The following is an 18540-nucleotide window of genomic DNA, read 5'->3' as shown; positions in this document are numbered from 1 at the left end:
GCGCGCGAAGTCAAGCGCGTGGCCGAATCCACCCCATGCCGAAGCGTCAGCGCGGCAAGGTGGGAAGCTGCCGCAGCTCCCCCGCCTCGACGCTCGCCAAGGCCTGGCGCAGCACGCCCGCGATGGAGCGGTCATCCATGCTGCGCGAGAGCAGCCCCAGCGCCCCGCCCAGCAGGGCCGAGGCCGCCGAGACCGGGGCGATGTTCTGCTCCAGCATGTATTCGATCGCCTTGTCCACGACCGAGCCCGCGTGGCTCAGATCCTCGGGCGTCTGTTGCTCCATGCTCATTCTTTCCCGGTTACAAACCCTGGTCCCGACATGGGGCAGACACAGGCGTGACGAAAGGGGGGAAAGCTTACGGCTACGTCATGTCGCGCGGCTGATTCACCGCGCGGGCGATGCCGCCTGCGCGGATCAGGCGCTGGCTGGGCGACTGATTCACCGCTCCGGCGTTCCGCCTGCGCGGATCAGGCGCTGGCTGGGCGGCTGATTCACCGCTCCGGCGTTCCGCCTGCGCGGATCAGGCGCTGGCTGGGCGGCTGATTCACCGCTCCGGCGTTCCGCCTCCGCGGATCAGGCGCCGGGGGGCTGCTCGCCCTGCCGCCGCGCGCTGAGCCCTTCGCCAAATCGCGCCTCGGCCTCCGCCCGTGCCGCCGCCTCGGCCGCCGCCACCGCATCGGCCTGGCGCTGCCACATCTGGGCGTAAAGCCCCCCCTCCGCGATCAGCCCCGCATGGGTGCCGCGTTCGGCGATGCGCCCTTCCTGCAGCACGATGATCTCATCCGCCTCCACCACCGTGGAGAGCCGGTGCGCGATGACCAGCGTGGTGCGCCCCGTCGCCACCTGGCGGAGGGCGGCCTGGATGTCCTGTTCCGTCGCGGTGTCGAGCGCGCTGGTCGCCTCGTCCAGGATCAGCACGCGCGGGTTCTTCAGGATGGTGCGCGCGATGGCGACGCGCTGCTTCTCGCCACCCGAGAGCTTCAGCCCACGCTCACCCACCCGCGTCCGGTAGCCCTCGGGCAGCTTCATCACGAAGTCATGCACCTGGGCGAGCTTGGCGGCCTCGATGATCTCGTCCTCCGTGACCCCCGGCCGCCCATAACCGATGTTGTAGGCGATGGTGTCGTTGAACAGCACCGTGTCCTGCGGCACCACGCCGATGGCGTGGCGCAGGCTGTCCTGCGTCACCCCGCGCACATCCTGCCCATCCACCAGCACGCGTCCGCCCGTCGCGTCATAGAAGCGGAAGAGCAGCCGCGAGATGGTGGATTTCCCCGCCCCCGTGGGCCCCACGATGGCCAGCATCCGCCCCGGCGGCACCTCGAAGCTGACGCCCTTCAGGATTTCGCGGTCGGGGCGGTAGTGGAAGCGCACATCCTCGAACACGACGCGCCCCTCCGGCACGCTCAGCGCGGGGGCTCCGGGCGCGTCCTCGACCTCCCGCGGGACATCGAGCAGGGAAAACATCTGCTCCATGTCCGTCAGCCCCTGTCGGATCTCGCGATAGGCGAAGCCCAGGATGTTCAGCGGCAGGTAGAGCTGGATGAGGTAGGTGTTCACCATCACGAAGTCGCCCACGCTCATCGTGCCGTTCGCGATGCCGCCACTCGCCAGCAGCATCACCACCGTCAGCCCCGCCGACATGATCAGCGCCTGGCCGGCGTTCAGCACGTTCAGCGTCACCTCGCTGCGGGTGTAGGCGCGTTCGTAGCGCTGCAGGCTTTCGTCGTAGCGGTTGGCCTCGTGGCGTTCGTTGTTGAAGTACTTCACCGTCTCGTAGTTCAGCAGGCTGTCGATGGCCTTGGTGTTCGCCTCCTCGTCCATCGCGTTCATCGCGCGGCGGAAGCGCAGCCGCCAGTTGGTGAAGATCAGCGTGAAGGCGATGTAGGCCGTGATGGTGATGACGACGGTCAGCGCGAAGCTTACGTCGAACAGCCACCACAGGATGCCCGCCACCAGGAAGATTTCCACGATGGTCGGGATGATGTTGAACAGCAGGAAGTTCAGCGCGATGGCGATGCCGCGCGTGCCGCGCTCGATGACCCGCGAAAGCCCGCCCGTCGCCCGGTCCATGTGGAAGCGCATGGACAGCGCGTGCAGGTGGCGGAAGACGCGCAGCGCCACCCAGCGCGCGGCCCGCGCCTGCACCTTGGCGAAGACCGCGTTGCGAAGCTCGGCCAGACCCGCGCTCACCACCCGCAGCAGCCCGTAGCCCAGGATGAGGGCGATGGGGATGGCCAGCATGGCCCCCACCCCCTCGCGCGGGGCCAGCGCGTCCACCGCCCGCGCATAGGCGATGGGCACCAGCACGTTCGCGGCCTTGGCGAGGATGAGGCAGATCACCGAGACCACCACCCGCAGTTTCATCTCCGTCTCGCCGCGCGGCCAGAGATAGGGGAGGATGGAGATCAGGGCGCTGCGGTGGTTTCCGGGGGGCTTCGGTTGCATCGCAGCCACATGGCGCGGAACGCGCAGGTTGGAAAGCGCGGGCCCGGTGTTAGATGGATGACATGTCCTCCACGCTGATGCGCCACATCCTGGCCTGCAACAACACGCCCTCCCCCGCGCACCTCCTGCCCTTCCGCTTCGGCGGGCCCCAGGTGGGCTGGGTGTCGAAGGAACTGGCCCAGGCGCTGACCTTCCTGCCGCAGAGCTTCCATTTCGACGCGGACGGGGTCGCCATGGCGGGCCGGCTCCGCAGCCCCGGCGCGCGCTCCGACGCGCTGGCCGCCGCCTGCCGGGACCTGGCCAAGCAGGGGTATCTCCGCACCCGCGGCGAGAATTTCGACATCCGCGCGGGATTCGAGGGGCCGGTGCTGGGCACGCTCGACCGCGGGGCCATCCCGGCCTTCGGCATCATCGGCCATGGCGTCCACCTCAACGGGCTGGTGCGCCGCGCGGACGGGCTGCATGTCTGGGTGGGGGTGCGCGCGCGCGACAAGGCGGCGGCCCCGGGGCAGCTCGACAACCTGGTGGGGGGCGGCGTGCCCGCGGGCCTCACGCCGGCCGAGACGCTGGTGAAGGAAGCCGCCGAGGAAGCCTCCATCCCGCCCGAGTTGGTGGCGGGCGCCCGCCCCGCCGGCCGCGTCTCCTACATCCTGACGCTGCCCGAGGGTCTGCGGCGCGACGTGCTGCACGTCTATGACCTGGAGCTGCCCGAGGATTTCACCCCCACCCCCAACGACGACGAGGTGGAGCGCTTCGAGCTCTGGCCCGCCACCCGCCTGCTGGAGGCGGTGCGCGAGACGGACAGCGTGAAATTCAACGTGAACCTGGTGCTGATCCACCTCTTCCTGCGCGAGGGCCTGCTGCCCGAGGCGGAGGCCGCGACCCTCGCGCCCCTGCTCGACCAGGGGGCCTGACCGGGCCGGAATGGCCTTGCAACTCAGGGCCGTATCTGGAACCGTTGCGCGCAACCGGGCCGCTTCATGGGCCGCAGGGGAGTGACGCGCCATGCCCTATCTCGCCCTTGGCATGCTCAAGGTGGACAAGAACGGCTTCGGGGCAAACCCCGCGAACCGTGCCGCCGAGTTCGACATGACGGTCCAACAGGCGAACGCGATCCTGAAGACCAAGCAGAGCGGCAGGCCTGGCGCGCGGATGCTGGTGGCGCCCGAGTATTTCTGGTCCGGCTACGGGCAGATCGGCAAGGTCGTGGCGCAGCACGGCCCGCTGGCGATGGGGCGCGACGACAAGCACGCGATCTACTCGGCGCTGAAATCCACCTCCAAGAAGGCCGGTTCGCTCGTGCTGGTGGCGGGCTCGATCTTCTACCACAAGCCGCAGGGGACGAATGACGCCGCCTACAATGTCTGCCCCGTGCTGCGGAACGGCAGCTTCCTGCTGAAGGCCTACAAGGAGTTCGACGACGGCGCCGCGAGCAAGAACCCCGGCACGCTCGACTACGTCACCAAGGACAGCGACCCCTACTTCAAGGTGGAGGGCATCGGCTTCGGCCTCGAGGTCTGCGGCGAGCATGGGCGCCTGGCCAGCTGGAACGCCACCGCCGGCAAGACCATCCACGTGCAGATCCTGGTGTCGGACAGCATGTCCATCCGCGCGCCCGTGGTCGTCGCCACGCGCTATGTCGCGCAATGCGATATCGGCGGCAGCGCCATGGCGGTCGCGGTCTACCCCGCGGCGGGCCCCTTCGGCACGGCCACCGCCCTCCCGGTCGAGGGGATTTCCACGGCCCAGGTCAATGGCGGCACCGTCCATTACTGGGGCCTGGACGTCTGAGGCTCAGGGCGAGCGTTGGAAGTCCCGCCAGATGTTCTGCGCGGCCTGCACCTCGCGCGCCGAGGCGTTTCGCTCCGTCTCGAGATAGGCGCGCAGTTCCTCCCAGGAGCCCGCGCCATGGATCCGCCCATCGGCCAGGGCCGCCTGGACGAAATCGGCCTCGGGTGAATCCTGGAACCTGCACATTTCCAGATAGCCTTTGAACGACACCATTTCGCGAACTCCTTCCGCCACCACAGGGAAGGAACGCGAGGGGTGCGGGGTGGCTGCACGCGCGCCGCCAGGCGGCGTCAAAGCCCCCGCGTGCCGATGTCCCGCCGGCAGAAGCCGCCTGGCCAGTCCACCCGGTCCACCGCGGCATAGGCCGCGCTGCGCGCCTCGCGCAGGCTGGCCCCCACCGCCGCCACCCCCAGCACGCGCCCGCCGGCGGCGACCAGCGCGCCATCCTCGCGCCGCGCCGTGCCGGCGTGAAAGATGGTCACGTCCGGCACCTGCGCCGCCGCCTCCAGGGCGCGGATCTCGCTGCCCGTCACGGGTGCCACCGGATAACCCTCGGCGGCCATGACCACCACGATGGAGGACAGCGCCTCCCACCGCAGGTCGAAATGGGCGAGTTCGCCCTGGGTCGCGGCCAGCAGGGCGGGCAGCAGGTCGCTCTTCAGGCGCAGCATCAGCGCCTGGCATTCGGGGTCGCCGAAGCGGGTGTTGAATTCCAGCAGCTTGGGGCCGGCCTCCGTCAGCATCAGCCCGGCGAAGAGCACGCCCCGGAAGGGCGCGCCGCGCCGCGCCATCTCGGCCAGCACGGGGCGGATACAGGTGGCCATCACCTCCTCCTGCAGCGCGGGGGTGAAGGCGGGCGGGGGCGTATAGGCGCCCATGCCGCCGGTGTTGGGGCCCTGGTCGCCGTCATGGGCGCGCTTGTGGTCCTGCGCGGCGCCGAAGGGAATTGTAGAGACACCGTCACAAAGTGCGAAGAAGCTGATCTCCTCGCCCACCAGGCATTCCTCGATGACGACGCGCGCGCCGGCCGCGCCATGGATGCCCGCCTCCATCATGTCGGTGACGGCTTCCAGCGCCTCGGCCTCCGTCGTGGCGACCACCACGCCCTTGCCGGCGGCCAGCCCATCGGCCTTCACCACGATAGGCGCGCCGCGGCTGCGGATATGGGCGCGCGCGGCCTCGGCCTCGGTGAAGACGGCGTAGTGCGCGGTGGGGGCCCCGGCGGCCACCGCCACCTCCTTGAAGAAGGCCTTGCTGCCCTCGAGTCGCGCTGCCGCCGCACTTGGCCCGAAGCAGGCGATGCCCGCCGCCGCGCAGGCATCGGCGAGGCCCAAGGTCAGCGGGGCCTCCGGGCCAACCACCACGAGGTCCACGCGTTCAGACTTCGCAAACCCCACCAGCGCTTCGATGTCCGTGGCGCCCACGCCCACGCATTCCGCCACCTCCGCGATGCCCGGGTTGCCCGGCGCACACCACAGCTTCGTCAGCAAGGGTGAAACCGCGATGGACCAGCACAGCGCGTGTTCCCGTCCGCCACCGCCCACCACGAGAACCCGCATCACACTGCCTCCGCAAAACCCGAAACGATCCGTATAAGGTGCCGATGGACGGAACCATCTCCAACATCCCGGAATACGGTGTCGGCGAATTGGCGGGCGCCATCAAGCGCACCCTGGAAGGGAGCTTCGCGCGCATCCGCGTGCGCGGCGAGTTGACGGAGGTGAAGCCCTACCCCTCCGGCCACATCTACCTCTCGCTCAAGGACCAGGACGCCAAGATCGAGAGCGTGGTGTGGAAGAGCGCCGTGCGGAACCTCGGCCTCAAGCCCGAGAACGGCGTGGAGGTGATCGCGACCGGCCGCGTCTCCACCTATGGCGACCGTTCCAAATACCAGCTCATCATCGACAAGCTGGAATATGCGGGCGAGGGCGCGCTGCTGGCGCGCATCGAGCGGCTGCGCGTGGCGCTGCTGAAGGAAGGCCTGTTCGAGCGCAAGCGCCCTTTGCCCCTGCTGCCGCGCGTCATCGGTGTGGTGACGAGCGAGCGCGGGGCCGTCATCCAGGACATCCGCACCACCCTGGCCCGCCGCTTTCCGCGCCACGTCATCCTCTGGCCCGTGGCGGTGCAGGGCGAGGGCGCGGCCGCGCAGATCGCCGCCGCCATCAACGGCTTCTCGGCACTGCCGGAGGGCGGGCCCATCCCGCGCCCCGACGTCATCATCGTGGCGCGCGGCGGCGGTTCCCTCGAAGACCTCATGGCCTTCAACGAGGAGGAGGTGGTCCGCGCCGCCGCCACCTGCACCATCCCGGTGATCAGCGCCGTGGGGCATGAAACCGACACCACCCTGATCGACTTCGCCTCCGACCGCCGGGCGCCCACGCCCACGGCAGCGGCGGAACTCGCCGTGCCCTCGCGCGTCGAGATCGCGGCCGACATCGCGCAGAAGTCCGCGCGGCTGGACCAGGCGGTGCAGGCCCGGTTGCGCGCCGTCCACCTGAACCTGACCCGCGCCGAGCGCTTCCTGCCCGACGCCCCCGCTTTGCTGGCCCAGGCCCGGCAGCGCCTGGACGACCGCGGCGAAAGGCTTGCCGGCGCCCTGCCCGCCCTGGTCCAAGTGAAGCGCGGGCAATTGGTGCGTGCCGAGGCGAGGCTGCGCCACCCGCGCGAGGCCATGGCCGCCGCCCGCGCGGGGCTTGCCTCCCTGGCCCAGCGCGCCGATGCGGCCTGGGCGCGCTGCCAGCAGCGCCGCTCGGCGGCACCGGCGCTGAGCCGCCTCTCCTCCGCCCCCGTCGCCGCGCTAATCCGTGAGCGCACCGCCCAGTTGGCCGGGCTGTCGGCGCGGCTGGAGGCCGTCAGCTACCACGCGGTCCTGGCGCGCGGCTTCGCCCTGGTGCAGGACGCCAAGGGGGCGGCCGTCATCACCGCCGCCGCCGTGCGGCCGGGCCAAAGGCTGCGCCTCACCTTCCAGGATGGCGGCGTGGAGGCCCAGGCCGCCCGCGCCCCGGCCGCCACGGACAAGCAAGGGACGCTGCTATGATCGCCCGCCGCCTCGCCCTCGCCCTGCCCGCGCTGGCCCTGGCCCGGCCCGCCGCCGCCTTCACCTTGGAAGGCCGCGCCGAGCAGGGCGGGCTGCTGCGTGGCGCGGGCGCCGCCGGCCGCGCCGTCACCCTCGACGGGCGCGCCGTGCGCGTCTCGCCCGAGGGCCGCTTCGCGCTGGGCTTCGGCCGCGACCACGCCCCCCGCGCCACCCTGCGCGTGGGCCAGGAGACGCGCGTGCTGGAGGTCGCCCCGCGCGACTGGCGCATCCAGCACATCACCGGCCTGCCCCCCGCCCAGGTGACGCCCGATGCCGAGGCGCTGCGCCGCATCGGGGCGGAGCGCACGCGCCTGGCCCAGGCGCGCGCCACGGACACGCCGCGTACGGATTTCACGGGCAACCTCGCCTGGCCCGCGCGCGGGCGCATCAGCGGCGTCTTTGGCAGCCAGCGCGTGCTGAACGGCCAGCCCCGTGCGCCGCATTATGGCCTGGACATCGCGGGCCCCACGGGCACGCCCATCGCCGCCACCCTGCCCGGCCGCGTGACGCTGGCCGCGGAGTTCTTCTTCTTCGGCAAGCTGGTGGTGCTGGACCATGGCCATGGGGTGCACAGCCTCTACGCCCACCTGAACGACATCCATGTGGCCGAGGGGGCGGAGGTGAACCAGGGCGCCCGCATCGCCGACATGGGAGCCACGGGCCGCGTCACCGGCCCGCACCTCCATTTCAGCCTGGGCTGGTATGCGACCTGGCTGGATCCGGAGCCGTTGCTGCCGGGATGACCTCCGGCCGCGGGCGCCAGAAGACCACCGCCGCCAAGGGCAGGAACCAGGCGATGCGCGCCTGGTAGCGCGGATGCGGCCCCGACAGCGCGCCCGCCGCCAGCCCATTGCCCGTCATGCCCACCAGAAGGGCCAGCAGCAGTCCCAGCGCCCGCGCATCCCGCGCCGCATGGGCCCGCGCCCAGGCCAGCAGCGCGAAGGGGGCGGCCAGGATCAGCACCAGCGGGAAGATCCGCGCCACGGCCAGGGCCCAGGCGTTCAACTCGTCGCGCTGCTGCAGCGCGGCCTGGAAGCGGGCCACCTCAGCCGCCGGGAAGCCGTTGCGAAGGTGCGGGATGACGCCATAGCCCACATCCCGCTGGCGCGTGGTGTCGCCAAGGCCCGAGCGCGTCATCTGCGTCAGGAAATTGCCCAGCCCCAGCATCACCACCGTGCCGGGCTCTCGCCGCAGCGTTTCCATCACGATCTCGCGCGCCTCGGGCGCGATTTCCCGCCCGCCCAGGAAGATGGGCGTGCCGTCCGGCCGGCGGTTCATGGCGCTGGTGCGGTTCCAGAGGAACTCATCCGCATCATCCGGCAATTGCCCCACGAAGGCGCAGAGATACCAGCCCCGCTCCGGGCAGAGGGCCGCGATGGTGCGCTGCGCCGGCCCATCCGCAGTCAGCCGCGCGAGCAGGAAGGTGCTGCCATAGGGCGAGATGGAGAGGCGCCCATGCCCCACCACATTGGTCACCAGCAGCAGGGCGATGGCCCCCACCAGCGGCACCGCCGCGCGCAGCGCCACCCCCCAGCCGGCGCGCAGCAGCACGGCCAGCACCAGCACCGCGAAGATCACGGGCAGGTTCGACAGGTGCGAGGCGACGGCGATGGGCGTCAGCAGCAGCAGCCAGGCGCGCTCGGCCCGGCTCAGCGCCGGCCAGCCCCAGCCCAGCAGCGCGGTGCCCAGCACGGCCACCGGCGTCAGCACATCGGGCATGACGATGGAGACGGACCAGGGCAGCGCCGTCAGCGCCGCGAGCCCGAGGCAAAGCGCCACATGCCGGCGCGGCGAGCCCCAGCCCGCCACCCGCCCCAGCAGCCACACCATGTGCGAGACGATGAGCGCATGGGCGATGATGGTGAACCACAGCGAGACATGCTGGTGGAACAGCCAGGCGAAGGGCCCGTAGATCCAGGGCTTGTCCCAGATCATCAGCGGGACGACGGTCTGGGAGATGAAGGCCCCCGTGTCGCTGAAGATGACCGGATAGCCGTTCAGCACCGCGGGCCAGAGCAGCAGCAGCGCCCCGCCCAGGATGGCCACCAGCGCCGCGGCGCGTCGGGCGGGGACGGGCTTCGGCGGGGCTACCAACGGGCAGCCGCCGCGTCATCCTCGGCGCGGGCCTCGACCCAGCGCGGCGCGCCCTCGCGCGGTTCCTCGCGCTTCCAGAAAGGCGCCTTGGTCTTGAGCCAGTCCATGAGGAAGGCGCAGGCCTCCAGCGCCGCGGCCCGGTGGGCGCTGGCGGCCAGCACCAGCACGATCGGCTCGCCGGGCGTGAGGCGCCCGACGCGATGGATGACGGTGCAGCCCGTCAGCGGCCAGCGTCGCATGGCGTCCTCCGCGATGCGCGTGAGCGCGCGTTCGGTCATGGCGGGGTAGTGCTCCAGCACCATGGCGGCCAGGCCGTCATCGGCGCGGCAAATCCCCGTGAAGCTGGCCAACGCGCCGATGTCGTCGCGGGATGCGGTGAGGCGTGCCATTTCGGCCGCCACGTCGAAGGGGGCTTCCTGGACCAGGACACGAAGCATCGGGTCAGCCCCCCGTGACGGGGGGGAAGAAGGCCACCTCATCGCCGGGGCGCACGGGGTCATCGGGGGTGGCGAAGTCGAGGTTCACGGCGCAGCGCACGCCCTTGCCGGCGGCGAAGGCCTCCGCATGGGCGGGGCTGCGCGCGGCCATGTGCGCGATGAGGTCGCGGACGGTGGCCACGCCCGGGGGCGGCATGATCTCTTCCTCGGCCACGCCGAGGCGTTCGCGCAGCCAGGCGAAATACAGGATCTTCATGCGGTTCAGCGCGGCGCGGGCACGAGTCGGGGCGGCGTGCCGGGCTCGATGATGGTGACATTCCCGCCATCGCGAATCGCCACACCCGAGCCGCGGGGCGAAAGCGTGCCCTGCACCCGGTCATTGCCGCCCGTGGTCACGGCGGCGCCGTCGGGCGTGTTGATGATGCGCCCATCGGCGCGGGGCGCGATGCGCTGCATGGGCGGCTGGCGGGGCGCGTCGGGGAAGGTGGCGCGCGGCAGGCCGCGCAGGGCGGCGTCGGGGTCCGCCAGGGTGGCGCGCTGGCCTTCCTGCTCGGGCCAGACATTGCCCGGCTCGACCGTCAGCACGGGGGCATCGGCCACGGGGCCGGTGCGGAGGCGCTGGATGGTCAGGCTGTCCGTTGGGAAATCCACCCGGCCGGCCGAGAAGGAGGGCGACAGCCCAGGCACTTGCACCCCGCCCGCGCCCCCGCAGGCCGACAGCAGCAGCCCGGCCAGGGCGAGGGCGGCGAAGTTTCCACCGGGGATCACAGGCTTGGCCACGTCCAGCACCTTTCCTATCGCGGCGCGTCCCGCGCCGGGTCCTATCGCGGCGCGCGGGGCGCCGGGCAGGGATTGTTCGGTCATCGGCGGTCGGCCTCGGGGGCCGCGCCGGGCGGTCGGGCGGCATGGCGCAGCCCGGCCACCCAGTAGTCCCACCCCGTCATGAGGGTCAGCGCGGCCGCCGTCCAGAGCATGGCCTCGCCGATGATGGCGACGGGCAGGAAGCCGAGGCCGATCACCGCCGCCCCCGTATCCCCCGCCAGCAGCACGCCCAGCGCGCCCATCTGGAAGCCCGTCTTCCACTTGGCGAGCTTCGTCACCGGCAGTCCCACCTTCAGCCCCGCCAGATATTCACGCAGGCCAGAGACCAGGATCTCGCGCAGCAGGATGACAATGGCCGGCAGCAGGCCGAATTCGCCCAGCCGGTCGAAGCCCGCCAGCAGCATCAGCGCGGCGCCGACCAGCAGCTTGTCGGCGATGGGGTCCAGCATGCGGCCGAAATCGGAGGTGATCTGCCAGTCGCGCGCCAGCTTCCCGTCGAAATAGTCGGTGATGGCGGCGGCGGAAAACACCGCGCAGGCCGCCATGTCCGCCCAGGGCGCCTGGATGGCGACCAGCAGCACCATCACCGGGATGGCGAGGATGCGGGAGATGGTGAGCAGGTTGGGAAGATCGGTGGGCACTTCCGCTATGTAGCTTGCCCAAGGCCCGGGTGGAAATGCTGATGAATGCGTTTCGCCAGGGACGGCCCCACCCCGGGGCAGTTGGCCAGGTCCGTCTCCCCCGCCTGCTTCACCCCCCGCGCCGACCCGAAATGGTTCAGCAAGCGCCGCTTTACCGCCGGCCCCACGCCCGGAATGTCGTCCAATTCGGATTTCGTCAGCGCCTTCGCGCGCCCCGCGCGGTGGCTGCCGATGACGAAGCGGTGCGCCTCGTCGCGCAGACGTTGCAGATAATACAGGACGGGGTCACGTGGCGGCAGCTGGAAGGGCTCGCGCCCGGCCATGAAGAACCATTCGCGGCCGGCGTCGCGGTCGGGCCCCTTGGCCATGGCCAGCAGCGGGATGTCGTGCAGGCCCAATTCCTCCATGACCGCCGCGGCCGCCGAGAGCTGCCCCTGCCCGCCATCAATCACCACCAGGTCCGGCCAGCCCTCGCCGGTGCGGGAGGGGTCCTCCTTCAGCGCGCGGCCGAAGCGGCGTTCGAGCATCTCGCGCATCATGCCGAAATCGTCGCCGGCCTTCGCTTCCTTGATGCCGAACTTCCGATAGGCGGATTTCAGGAAGCCCGAGGGCCCGCCCACGATCATGGCGCCGTAGGCGTTGGTGCCCATGATATGGCTGTTGTCATAGACCTCGATCCGCTCCGGCCGGTCGGGCAGGTCGAGCAGCCTTTGCACCCCCTCCAGCAACTGCCCCTGGGCGGTGGATTCCGCGAGGCGCCGCTCCAGCGCCTCGCGTGCATTGGTCTCGGCGTGCTCCACCACGGCGCGCTTGTCGCCGCGCTGGGGGCGGTGCAGTTCCACGCGGCGGCCGGCCTTCAGCGCCAGCGCCTCGGCCACCAGCGCGGCCTCGGGCACCTCATGGCTGGTCAGCACCAGGGGCGGCGGCGGCAGGTCGTCATAGAGCTGGGCCAGGAAGCTCCCCATCACCTCCTCAGGCGTGATGTCGGCCTTGGAGTGCGTCAGGAAATAGGGGCGGTTGCCGTTGTTCCGCCCGCCCCGGAAGAAGAAGACCTGCACGCAGGATTGGCCGGCCGCCATGTGCAGCGCCACCACATCGGCATCGCCCACCCCGTCCAGGTTGATGCGGCTGCTGCCCTGCACATGCGTGAGCCCCCGGATACGGTCGCGCAGGCTGGCGGCGCGCTCGAACTCCAGGGCCTCGGCCGCGGCCTCCATCTCGGCGGCCAGGCGCTTCTGGATGGTCGGCACCTCGCCCGCCAGGAACTGCTTGGCCTCGGCCACCAGGCCCGCATAGTCCTCGCGGCTGATCCGGTCCACGCAGGGGGCAGAGCAGCGCTTGATCTGATAGAGCAGGCAGGGCCGGTCGCGCGTCTCGAACACGGTGTCCCGGCAGGTCCGCAGCAGGAACACCCGCTGCAGGGCCGTGATGGTCTGGTTCACCGCCCAGACGCTGGCGAAGGGGCCGTAATAGCTGGCGCCCTTCCGCCGCTCCCCCCGGTGCTTCGCGATCTGCGGGTGGGAATGGTCGTCGCTGACCATCAGCCAGGGATAGGATTTGTCGTCCCGCAGGACGATGTTGAAGCGCGGCCGCAGCTTCTTGATGAGGTTGGCTTCCAGCAGCAGCGCCTCGGCCTCGGACGCGGTGGTGATGACCTCCACCCGCCGCGTCTCGAACACCATGCGCCGCAGCCGCTCCGGCAGGCGGGCGGTCTGGGTGTATTGCGCGACCCGTTTGCGGATGGCCCGCGCCTTGCCGACGTAGAGCACATCCCCCTTGCCATCGAGCATCCGATAGACGCCCGGCGAGAGCGGCAGGCCGGGCAGCGCGGCCTCCAGCACCGCCAGGCCGGAGGGCGTCGGCGCGTCTGGAACGGGCCCGGGAACTTGGTCAGTGGACATAACGCTTTGGCAACCTGTGGCTGTGCCGGCCCCGTCGCGGGACACCGGATGGAAACGCGCGGGCCGTTTTCCAGCCTTCGGAGCGCCTTCGCAAACTATCCCCGGAAGCTGTGGATAACCCTGTGAGCGACACAGGGCCCGCATTCCTGTGTTCGGCCTTTGGACTGGACTTGCAAGAGATTGCCCAGAAACTCGGCAAAATACTAAGATACTGTTTTATAAAGATATTAACGCGAAGAGGTTAAGGCTTGTTGCAGCGCAGTGACGCATATGTGGTGCTTTGCGAAACCCTTGCGGGGCAGGTCGGGCCGGTGGATGAAATCCACGTCCCTCCCATTTTGGCGCCATTTTGGGGATTGACTTGGCCCTTCCTCTGGCCTCCCGGAGCGGTCAACCCCACCCCGACCGCGCACGCGAAGGTAGCGCATCAGCCGGCGCGGGCGCGCTCCACCGTCACGCCCACCGCCGCCACGTCCGAGAAGGCGTCCGGCTTCTCGATGGAAACCCGGGCGCGCAGCACCCGCGCATCGCGCAGCGCCAGCGCGGCCATCTGCTCGGCCAGCGTCTCCACCAGCAGCACATGCCCGCCCGTGACCGCCTGGCGGGCGGCGATCACCACCTGCTCATAGTCCACGACACGCGCCAGGTCATCGGCGCCCACATCCGGCCCGTCATCCCGCACGTCGAGTTCGACATGCACCACGATCCGCTGCGGCCCCACCTTCTCATGGGCATGGACGCCGAGCCGCGCCTGCAATTCCAGGCCGCGGATGAAGACGCGGCGCAGGCGCGGCGAAATGTTCTCAGGCATCGGCGCCGCTTAGCACGGGACGCGCCGCCGGTCATTCCTCCGGGGCCGCGGCCGGACCCACCGGCGCCCATTGCAGATGCTGGCCGCCATCTAGGCACATCACCTGCCCCGTGAAGCTCGGCATGGCCAGGATGGCGAGCAAAGCGTGCCCCACCTCCTCCGGGCTGGTGCCCCGGCGCAGGGGCACGGAGGCGCATTGCCGGTCGAACTGCGCCTGGCTCTGGCGGGGGCTGGGCAGCGCCGGCCCCGGCCCGATGGCCGCCACCCGGATTCGGGGCGCCAGGGCGAGTGCCATCTGCTGCGTCAGCGCCCAGAGCCCGGCCTTGGAGACGGTGTAGGAGACGAAATGCGGCGTCAGCGACAGCACGCGCTGGTCCAGCATGTTCACCACCACGCCCTCCGCCCCGGCGGGAAGCTGGCGGGCGAAATCCTGGGTGAGCTTGAAGGGGGCGCGCAGGTTCGGCTCCAGATGCGCGTCCCAGCTTTCGCGGGTGGCGTCCTCCCATTCGTCGCGCTCGAAGACGCTGGCATTGTTCACCAGCACGCCGAGCGGCCCGAGTGCCGCCGTGGCGTCCGGCGCCAGCTGCGCCACCTCGGCCTCGCGCGCCAGGTCGGCCTGGAGCACATGGGCGAGGCGGCCCATGGCGCGAATCTCATCCGCCAGCGCCTCGGCCTCGGCCCGGGACTGGTTCGCGTGCAGCGTCACGTCGAAGCCCGCGCCCGCCAGCGCCCGCGCCATGGCCGCGCCCAGCCGCTTCGCCCCCCCGGTGACGAGGGCATGGCGGGGAATGGCGGGGGTGATGGGAAAGCCGGTCACGGAAGCTCCTTGGCTGTCATGGCCGCGCTCAAGTGGGGCGTCAGGCCGGGCGCGCAACCGGGGGTCTTCGCTCCACCCAGGCCCAGGCGGCGAGGCCGGGCAGGTACAGCACCACCTCGCGGAAACGGCGCATCAGGGCGAGCGCCACGCTGGTGGTGGCGTCCAGCCCCATCAGCGCGCCCACACCGATGAAGCCCGCCTCCAGCACGCCCAGGCCGCCCGGCACGGCGAAGCCGAAGGCGACGACGGCCTGGACCAGCGCCTCGATGATGACGGCCTCCAGGAAGGTGATGGGCATGCCCATCAGCCACAGCGCCACCCAGATCTGCAGCGCGCCCAGGATGTTGGCGAAAAGCTGCCAGGCGAAACACCACAGCAGCAGCTTCGGCAGCCGCCAGGCGCGGCGGAGGAAGGCGTCAATGCGGCGGCTCTCCTCGGCCAGCCCCTCGATCTTCCCCGCCGTGATGCGGTTCAGCCAGGCCGAGACCCGCCCGAACACCCGCGCGTTCTGGATGGCGATGAAGGGGGCCGCCAGCACGATGCCCCCCAGGGTCACGCCCAGGATGACGGCCAGCCCCACCTCCTGCCCGCTGGCCAGCAGCAAAGCGAGGCCCAGCAGCGCGAAGGCCATCTGCGACAGGACGGAGAGGCCCATGTCCATCAGCAGCCCCCCCGCCGCGGCGCCCGAGCCCACCCCCTGCCGCCGCATCAGCCGGTAGCAGGCGAGTTCGCCGCCCACCCGGCCCACCGGCAGCAGGGTGTTGATGCTCTCGCGGATCCAGATGAGCTCCATCATGGCCACGGCATTGGGCCGCTGGTAGCGCGGCATCAGCATCGCCCAGGCCCAGGCATTGGCCGCCATGAAGGGCAGATGCGCCGGCAGCAGCAGCAGCAGCCCCAGGCCCGCCGTGGCGAAAAGCCCGGCCAGCGCGTCGAGATCCTGCATGGCGATGAGCCACACGCCCACCACCAGGCCCAGCAGGGCCAGGACAAGCCCGATCCGGTTCACGGGAACAGCATCGGCGTGTAGCCGCCGCGCGGCAGGCCCGCCACGGCTTCGATCACGGCCGGGTCGGTCAGCGCCGCCAGCTCCGCCTCGTGCCGATAGCCTGGGCCGCCGCGGCCGAAGCCATCGCGCGCGGCGGGGTGGAAGTAGAGTTCGGCCACCCCCTCCGGCAGCAGGGGCAGCACGGCACGCAGCCGGGCCGGGGTGAAATGGCCGGACCAGGAATGGCCCACCATGACATCGGGCGCGCGCAGGCCGCGCCGGGCCGCGCGCCAACGCAGCACGCGGCCGGCCGGGCGCAGCGCCCATTCGCCCACATCATCGCCCCTGCCCTCGCCGCTCACGGCCTCGGCGGCGCGGACCAGGCGCTGGGGTTCCCAGGGCACGCGGATGGCGCGCACCCCCGCTTCCGCCGCCGCGCGGATCATGGCCCCCGCGATCCAGGGGTGGTTGTGGAAATGCTTGTGGGCGTTGACGTGGTCGCAAACGAGGCCCGTCTCGCGGAAGCGGGCCATCTGCGCCGCCACCTCCGCCGCCAGCTCCGCCTGGGCGGCGCGGGAGGTGGCGATGCGCGCGCCGAGCCTCTCCATGTCGTCGCGGAAGAGGCCATTGGCCTGCGTCAGGCTCGGGATTTGCGCCGGCGGCAGCACGGGGCGGCCATCGGTCAGCGTGACATGCAGCCCGACCGCGAGGCCCGGATTGGCGCGGGCGATGCGAACACCTTCCTCGAAGCCCGGCTCCCCCACCATGAGGCTGGCCGCGGTCAGCACGCCCTCGCGATGGGCGCGCTCGATGCCCTCGTTCACGGCGGCATGCAGGCCGAGGTCGTCGGCGTTGAAAATGATGCGGCGCGTCATGCGCCTGCTTGTGTCAGGCGGGGGCGTGTTCGGCAATCACGGCCGAGGCCCCGGTGTTGTCCACCGAGACGGGGGTGTCGAAGAAGCGCACCTCGGGCGGGGCGCCATACTTGGCGGTGACGCGGGCCAGCCACTCGGCGCCATGCCCGGATTCGGCCGCCGCGCGGGTGTCCCAGGTGTAGGCGCCGCCCGCCTCCACATGGGTTTCCAGCGCGCGGTAGAGATACTGCTTGCGGACCAGCCCGGGCAGCTTGGCGTAGAGGGGGGCCGTCTGCCGGAACATGGCGGCGGCGTCCTCACGGGTGGTGGACGCCGGCAGCTTGAAGGTGACGACCGCCAGAATCATCGCTTGCGCGGCCGATTCACGCTGCGCGGCGCTTCGCACCGCTCCGCGATCGGGCGCGTCACGCCGCCCGCGCCTTCGCCCGCTCGCGCAGAAAGCCGAAGAACTCCACGCCCTCGCGCAGGCGCCGCACCAGCATCTGCCGGTCCCGGATCATCTCGCCGCAGATGGAGGCGATCTTGGGCGCGCGGAAATAGAAGCGCCTGTAGAAGGTCTCGACGCTGTTGAAGATTTCCGTGTGGCTCAGATGCTCATAGGCCAGCGGGGCGATCTGCACGCCATGCGCGTCCACGTAGTCGGTGTTCGCCGTGTCCAGCCAACCTTCGCGCGCCGCCTGCTCATACAGGAAGGTGCCGGGATAGGGCGCGGCCAGGCTCACCTGCAGGGTGTGCGGGTTGGTCTCGATGGCGAAGCGGATCGTCTCCTCGATCGTCTCCTTCGTCTCCCCGGGCAGGCCCAGGATGAAGGTGCCATGGATGGCGATGCCGAGCTCGTGGCAGTCCTTGGTGAACTGCTTCGCGACCTCGATCCGCATGCCCTTCTTGATGTTGTGGAGGATCTGCTGGTTGCCGCTCTCATAGCCCACCAGCAGCAGCCGCAGACCATTGTCGCGCATGATCTTCAGGCTGTCGCGCGGCACATTGGCCTTGGCATTGCAGGACCACGTGACCCCCATCCGGCCCAGGCCGCGCGCGATCTCCTCCGCGCGGGGCAGGTTGTCGGTGAAGGTGTCGTCGTCGAAGAAGATCTCCTTCACGTCAGGGTAGGCCTGCTTGATGAAGGCGATCTCCTCCAGCACATGGCCCACGCTGCGCGTGCGGTAGCGGTGCCCGCCCACGGTCTGCGGCCAGAGGCAGAAGGTGCAGCGGCTCTTGCAGCCGCGGCCCGTGTAGAAGCTGATGTAGGGGTGCTTCAGATAGCCGATGAAGTACTTCTTGTGGTCGAGGTCGCGCTTGTAGACCTCGCTCACGAAGGGCAGGTCGTCCATGTTCTCCAGCATCGGCCGGTCGTCATTGTGGACGATCACGCCCTCGCTGTTGCGGAAGCTGAGCCCCTTGATGGAGGACAGGTCCCGCCCCTCGGCGGCCTCCTTCACCGTGAAGTCGAATTCGTTGCGGGCCACCCAGTCCACCACGGGCGCGTCGCGCAGGCTCTCATGCGCCTGCACCGCCACCTTGGCGCCGATCAGCCCGATCTTCATCGCGGGGTTCGCGGCCTTCAGTGCCTCCGCCACCTTCACGTCCGACGCGAAGGAGGGGGTGGAGGTGTGCATCACGCACAGGTCGAAGTCGCGGGCCATGTTGGTGACATCGGCCAGCGTCTGGTTGTGCGGCGGCGCGTCCACCAGCTTGGAGCCGGGCACCAGGGCCGCCGGCTGCGCCAGCCAGGTGGGGAACCAGTAGCTCTTGATCTCGCGCCGCGCCTGGTAGCGGGCGCCGGCGCCGCCGTCGAACCCGTCGAAGGAGGGAGCCTGGAGGAACAGGGTGCGCATCAT

At 70.6% G+C, this 18540-nt stretch carries 20 protein-coding genes; 4 read left to right on the top strand and 16 right to left on the bottom strand.

The window, feature by feature from the left end:
• Nucleotides 1-46 precede the first annotated feature (46 nt).
• A complete protein-coding gene (locus tag JTN19_RS13930) occupies nt 47-289 on the bottom strand; it encodes a hypothetical protein (RefSeq protein ID WP_184383447.1) in 243 nt (80 codons plus the stop codon).
• Between the two features lie 285 nt (nt 290-574).
• Nucleotides 575-2449, bottom strand: a complete 1875-nt coding sequence (locus JTN19_RS13925; RefSeq protein ID WP_206933868.1) for an ABCB family ABC transporter ATP-binding protein/permease — start codon at nt 2447-2449, stop codon at nt 575-577.
• A gap of 62 nt (nt 2450-2511) precedes the next feature.
• Between JTN19_RS13925 and JTN19_RS13920 the strand changes: the two genes are divergently transcribed.
• Nucleotides 2512-3363, top strand: coding sequence for an NUDIX hydrolase (locus JTN19_RS13920; RefSeq protein WP_242531144.1), 852 nt, complete (start codon nt 2512-2514; stop codon nt 3361-3363).
• A 91-nt stretch (nt 3364-3454) separates the two neighbouring features.
• Nucleotides 3455-4240 (top strand): nitrilase-related carbon-nitrogen hydrolase, encoded by a 786-nt coding sequence (locus JTN19_RS13915; RefSeq protein ID WP_206933866.1) that lies wholly within the window; start codon nt 3455-3457, stop codon nt 4238-4240.
• 3 nt (nt 4241-4243) lie between these two features.
• Here JTN19_RS13915 and JTN19_RS13910 read toward each other — a convergent pair whose 3' ends face one another.
• Together JTN19_RS13910 and purD are read right to left on the bottom strand one after the other, a co-directional pair.
• Nucleotides 4244-4453 carry a hypothetical protein gene (locus tag JTN19_RS13910; protein ID WP_206933864.1) on the bottom strand — a complete coding sequence of 70 codons (210 nt, stop codon included), beginning with the start codon at nt 4451-4453 and terminating at the stop codon, nt 4244-4246.
• 77 nt (nt 4454-4530) lie between these two features.
• Nucleotides 4531-5799 carry a phosphoribosylamine--glycine ligase gene (gene purD / locus JTN19_RS13905; RefSeq protein WP_206933862.1) on the bottom strand — a complete coding sequence of 423 codons (1269 nt, stop codon included), beginning with the start codon at nt 5797-5799 and terminating at the stop codon, nt 4531-4533.
• 44 nt (nt 5800-5843) lie between these two features.
• Between purD and xseA the strand changes: the two genes are divergently transcribed.
• Nucleotides 5844-7277: an exodeoxyribonuclease VII large subunit gene (xseA, locus tag JTN19_RS13900; RefSeq protein ID WP_206933860.1), complete on the top strand. Its 1434-nt coding sequence runs from the start codon at nt 5844-5846 to the stop codon at nt 7275-7277.
• A complete protein-coding gene (locus tag JTN19_RS13895; protein WP_206933858.1) occupies nt 7274-8059 on the top strand; it encodes a M23 family metallopeptidase in 786 nt (261 codons plus the stop codon). The genes xseA and JTN19_RS13895 overlap by 4 nt, the downstream gene beginning before the upstream one ends.
• Here JTN19_RS13895 and JTN19_RS13890 read toward each other — a convergent pair.
• The 12 genes from JTN19_RS13890 to hpnJ all read right to left on the bottom strand — a co-directional run bounded on the left by JTN19_RS13890 (nt 8004) and on the right by hpnJ (nt 18540).
• Nucleotides 8004-9410, bottom strand: coding sequence for a hypothetical protein (locus JTN19_RS13890; RefSeq protein ID WP_242531143.1), 1407 nt, complete (start codon nt 9408-9410; stop codon nt 8004-8006). The two genes, JTN19_RS13895 and JTN19_RS13890, sit on opposite strands and share 56 nt — an antisense overlap.
• A complete protein-coding gene (locus tag JTN19_RS13885) occupies nt 9404-9847 on the bottom strand; it encodes a molybdenum cofactor biosynthesis protein MoaE (RefSeq protein ID WP_206933856.1) in 444 nt (147 codons plus the stop codon). Before JTN19_RS13885 ends, JTN19_RS13890 begins: the two co-directional genes overlap by 7 nt.
• A 4-nt stretch (nt 9848-9851) precedes the next feature.
• Nucleotides 9852-10103 carry a molybdopterin converting factor subunit 1 gene (moaD, locus tag JTN19_RS13880; protein ID WP_206933854.1) on the bottom strand — a complete coding sequence of 84 codons (252 nt, stop codon included), beginning with the start codon at nt 10101-10103 and terminating at the stop codon, nt 9852-9854.
• Nucleotides 10104-10108: 5 nt separating this feature from the next.
• On the bottom strand, nt 10109-10711 hold the full coding sequence (locus JTN19_RS13875) for a hypothetical protein (protein ID WP_206933852.1): 603 nt from the start codon (nt 10709-10711) through the stop codon (nt 10109-10111).
• Nucleotides 10708-11310 carry a CDP-diacylglycerol--glycerol-3-phosphate 3-phosphatidyltransferase gene (gene pgsA, locus JTN19_RS13870; RefSeq protein WP_206933850.1) on the bottom strand — a complete coding sequence of 201 codons (603 nt, stop codon included), beginning with the start codon at nt 11308-11310 and terminating at the stop codon, nt 10708-10710. The genes JTN19_RS13875 and pgsA overlap by 4 nt, the downstream gene beginning before the upstream one ends.
• Nucleotides 11311-11315: 5 nt before the next feature.
• Nucleotides 11316-13211, bottom strand: coding sequence for an excinuclease ABC subunit UvrC (gene uvrC, locus JTN19_RS13865; protein ID WP_206933848.1), 1896 nt, complete (start codon nt 13209-13211; stop codon nt 11316-11318).
• Between the two features lie 427 nt (nt 13212-13638).
• Nucleotides 13639-14022, bottom strand: coding sequence for a dihydroneopterin aldolase (gene folB / locus JTN19_RS13860; protein WP_206933846.1), 384 nt, complete (start codon nt 14020-14022; stop codon nt 13639-13641).
• Between the two features lie 31 nt (nt 14023-14053).
• Nucleotides 14054-14839 carry an SDR family oxidoreductase gene (locus JTN19_RS13855; protein ID WP_206933844.1) on the bottom strand — a complete coding sequence of 262 codons (786 nt, stop codon included), beginning with the start codon at nt 14837-14839 and terminating at the stop codon, nt 14054-14056.
• 40 nt (nt 14840-14879) lie between these two features.
• Nucleotides 14880-15848: a lysylphosphatidylglycerol synthase domain-containing protein gene (locus JTN19_RS13850; protein ID WP_206933842.1), complete on the bottom strand. Its 969-nt coding sequence runs from the start codon at nt 15846-15848 to the stop codon at nt 14880-14882.
• Nucleotides 15845-16702 (bottom strand): hopanoid biosynthesis-associated protein HpnK, encoded by an 858-nt coding sequence (gene hpnK, locus JTN19_RS13845; RefSeq protein WP_206933840.1) that lies wholly within the window; start codon nt 16700-16702, stop codon nt 15845-15847. The genes JTN19_RS13850 and hpnK overlap by 4 nt, the downstream gene beginning before the upstream one ends.
• A 13-nt stretch (nt 16703-16715) precedes the next feature.
• The gene (locus tag JTN19_RS13840; protein WP_206933838.1) at nt 16716-17048 is read right to left on the bottom strand and encodes a hypothetical protein; all 333 of its coding nucleotides are present in this window, start codon (nt 17046-17048) and stop codon (nt 16716-16718) included.
• A 58-nt stretch (nt 17049-17106) separates the two neighbouring features.
• Nucleotides 17107-18540 (bottom strand): hopanoid biosynthesis associated radical SAM protein HpnJ, encoded by a 1434-nt coding sequence (gene hpnJ / locus JTN19_RS13835; protein ID WP_206933836.1) that lies wholly within the window; start codon nt 18538-18540, stop codon nt 17107-17109.

Source organism: Roseococcus thiosulfatophilus (assembly GCF_017311575.1).
Classification (GTDB): Bacteria; Pseudomonadota; Alphaproteobacteria; order Acetobacterales; family Acetobacteraceae; genus Roseococcus; species Roseococcus thiosulfatophilus.
The sequence above is the reverse complement of the archived record's forward strand: the minus strand, read 5'-3'. Positions and strand labels throughout refer to the sequence as shown.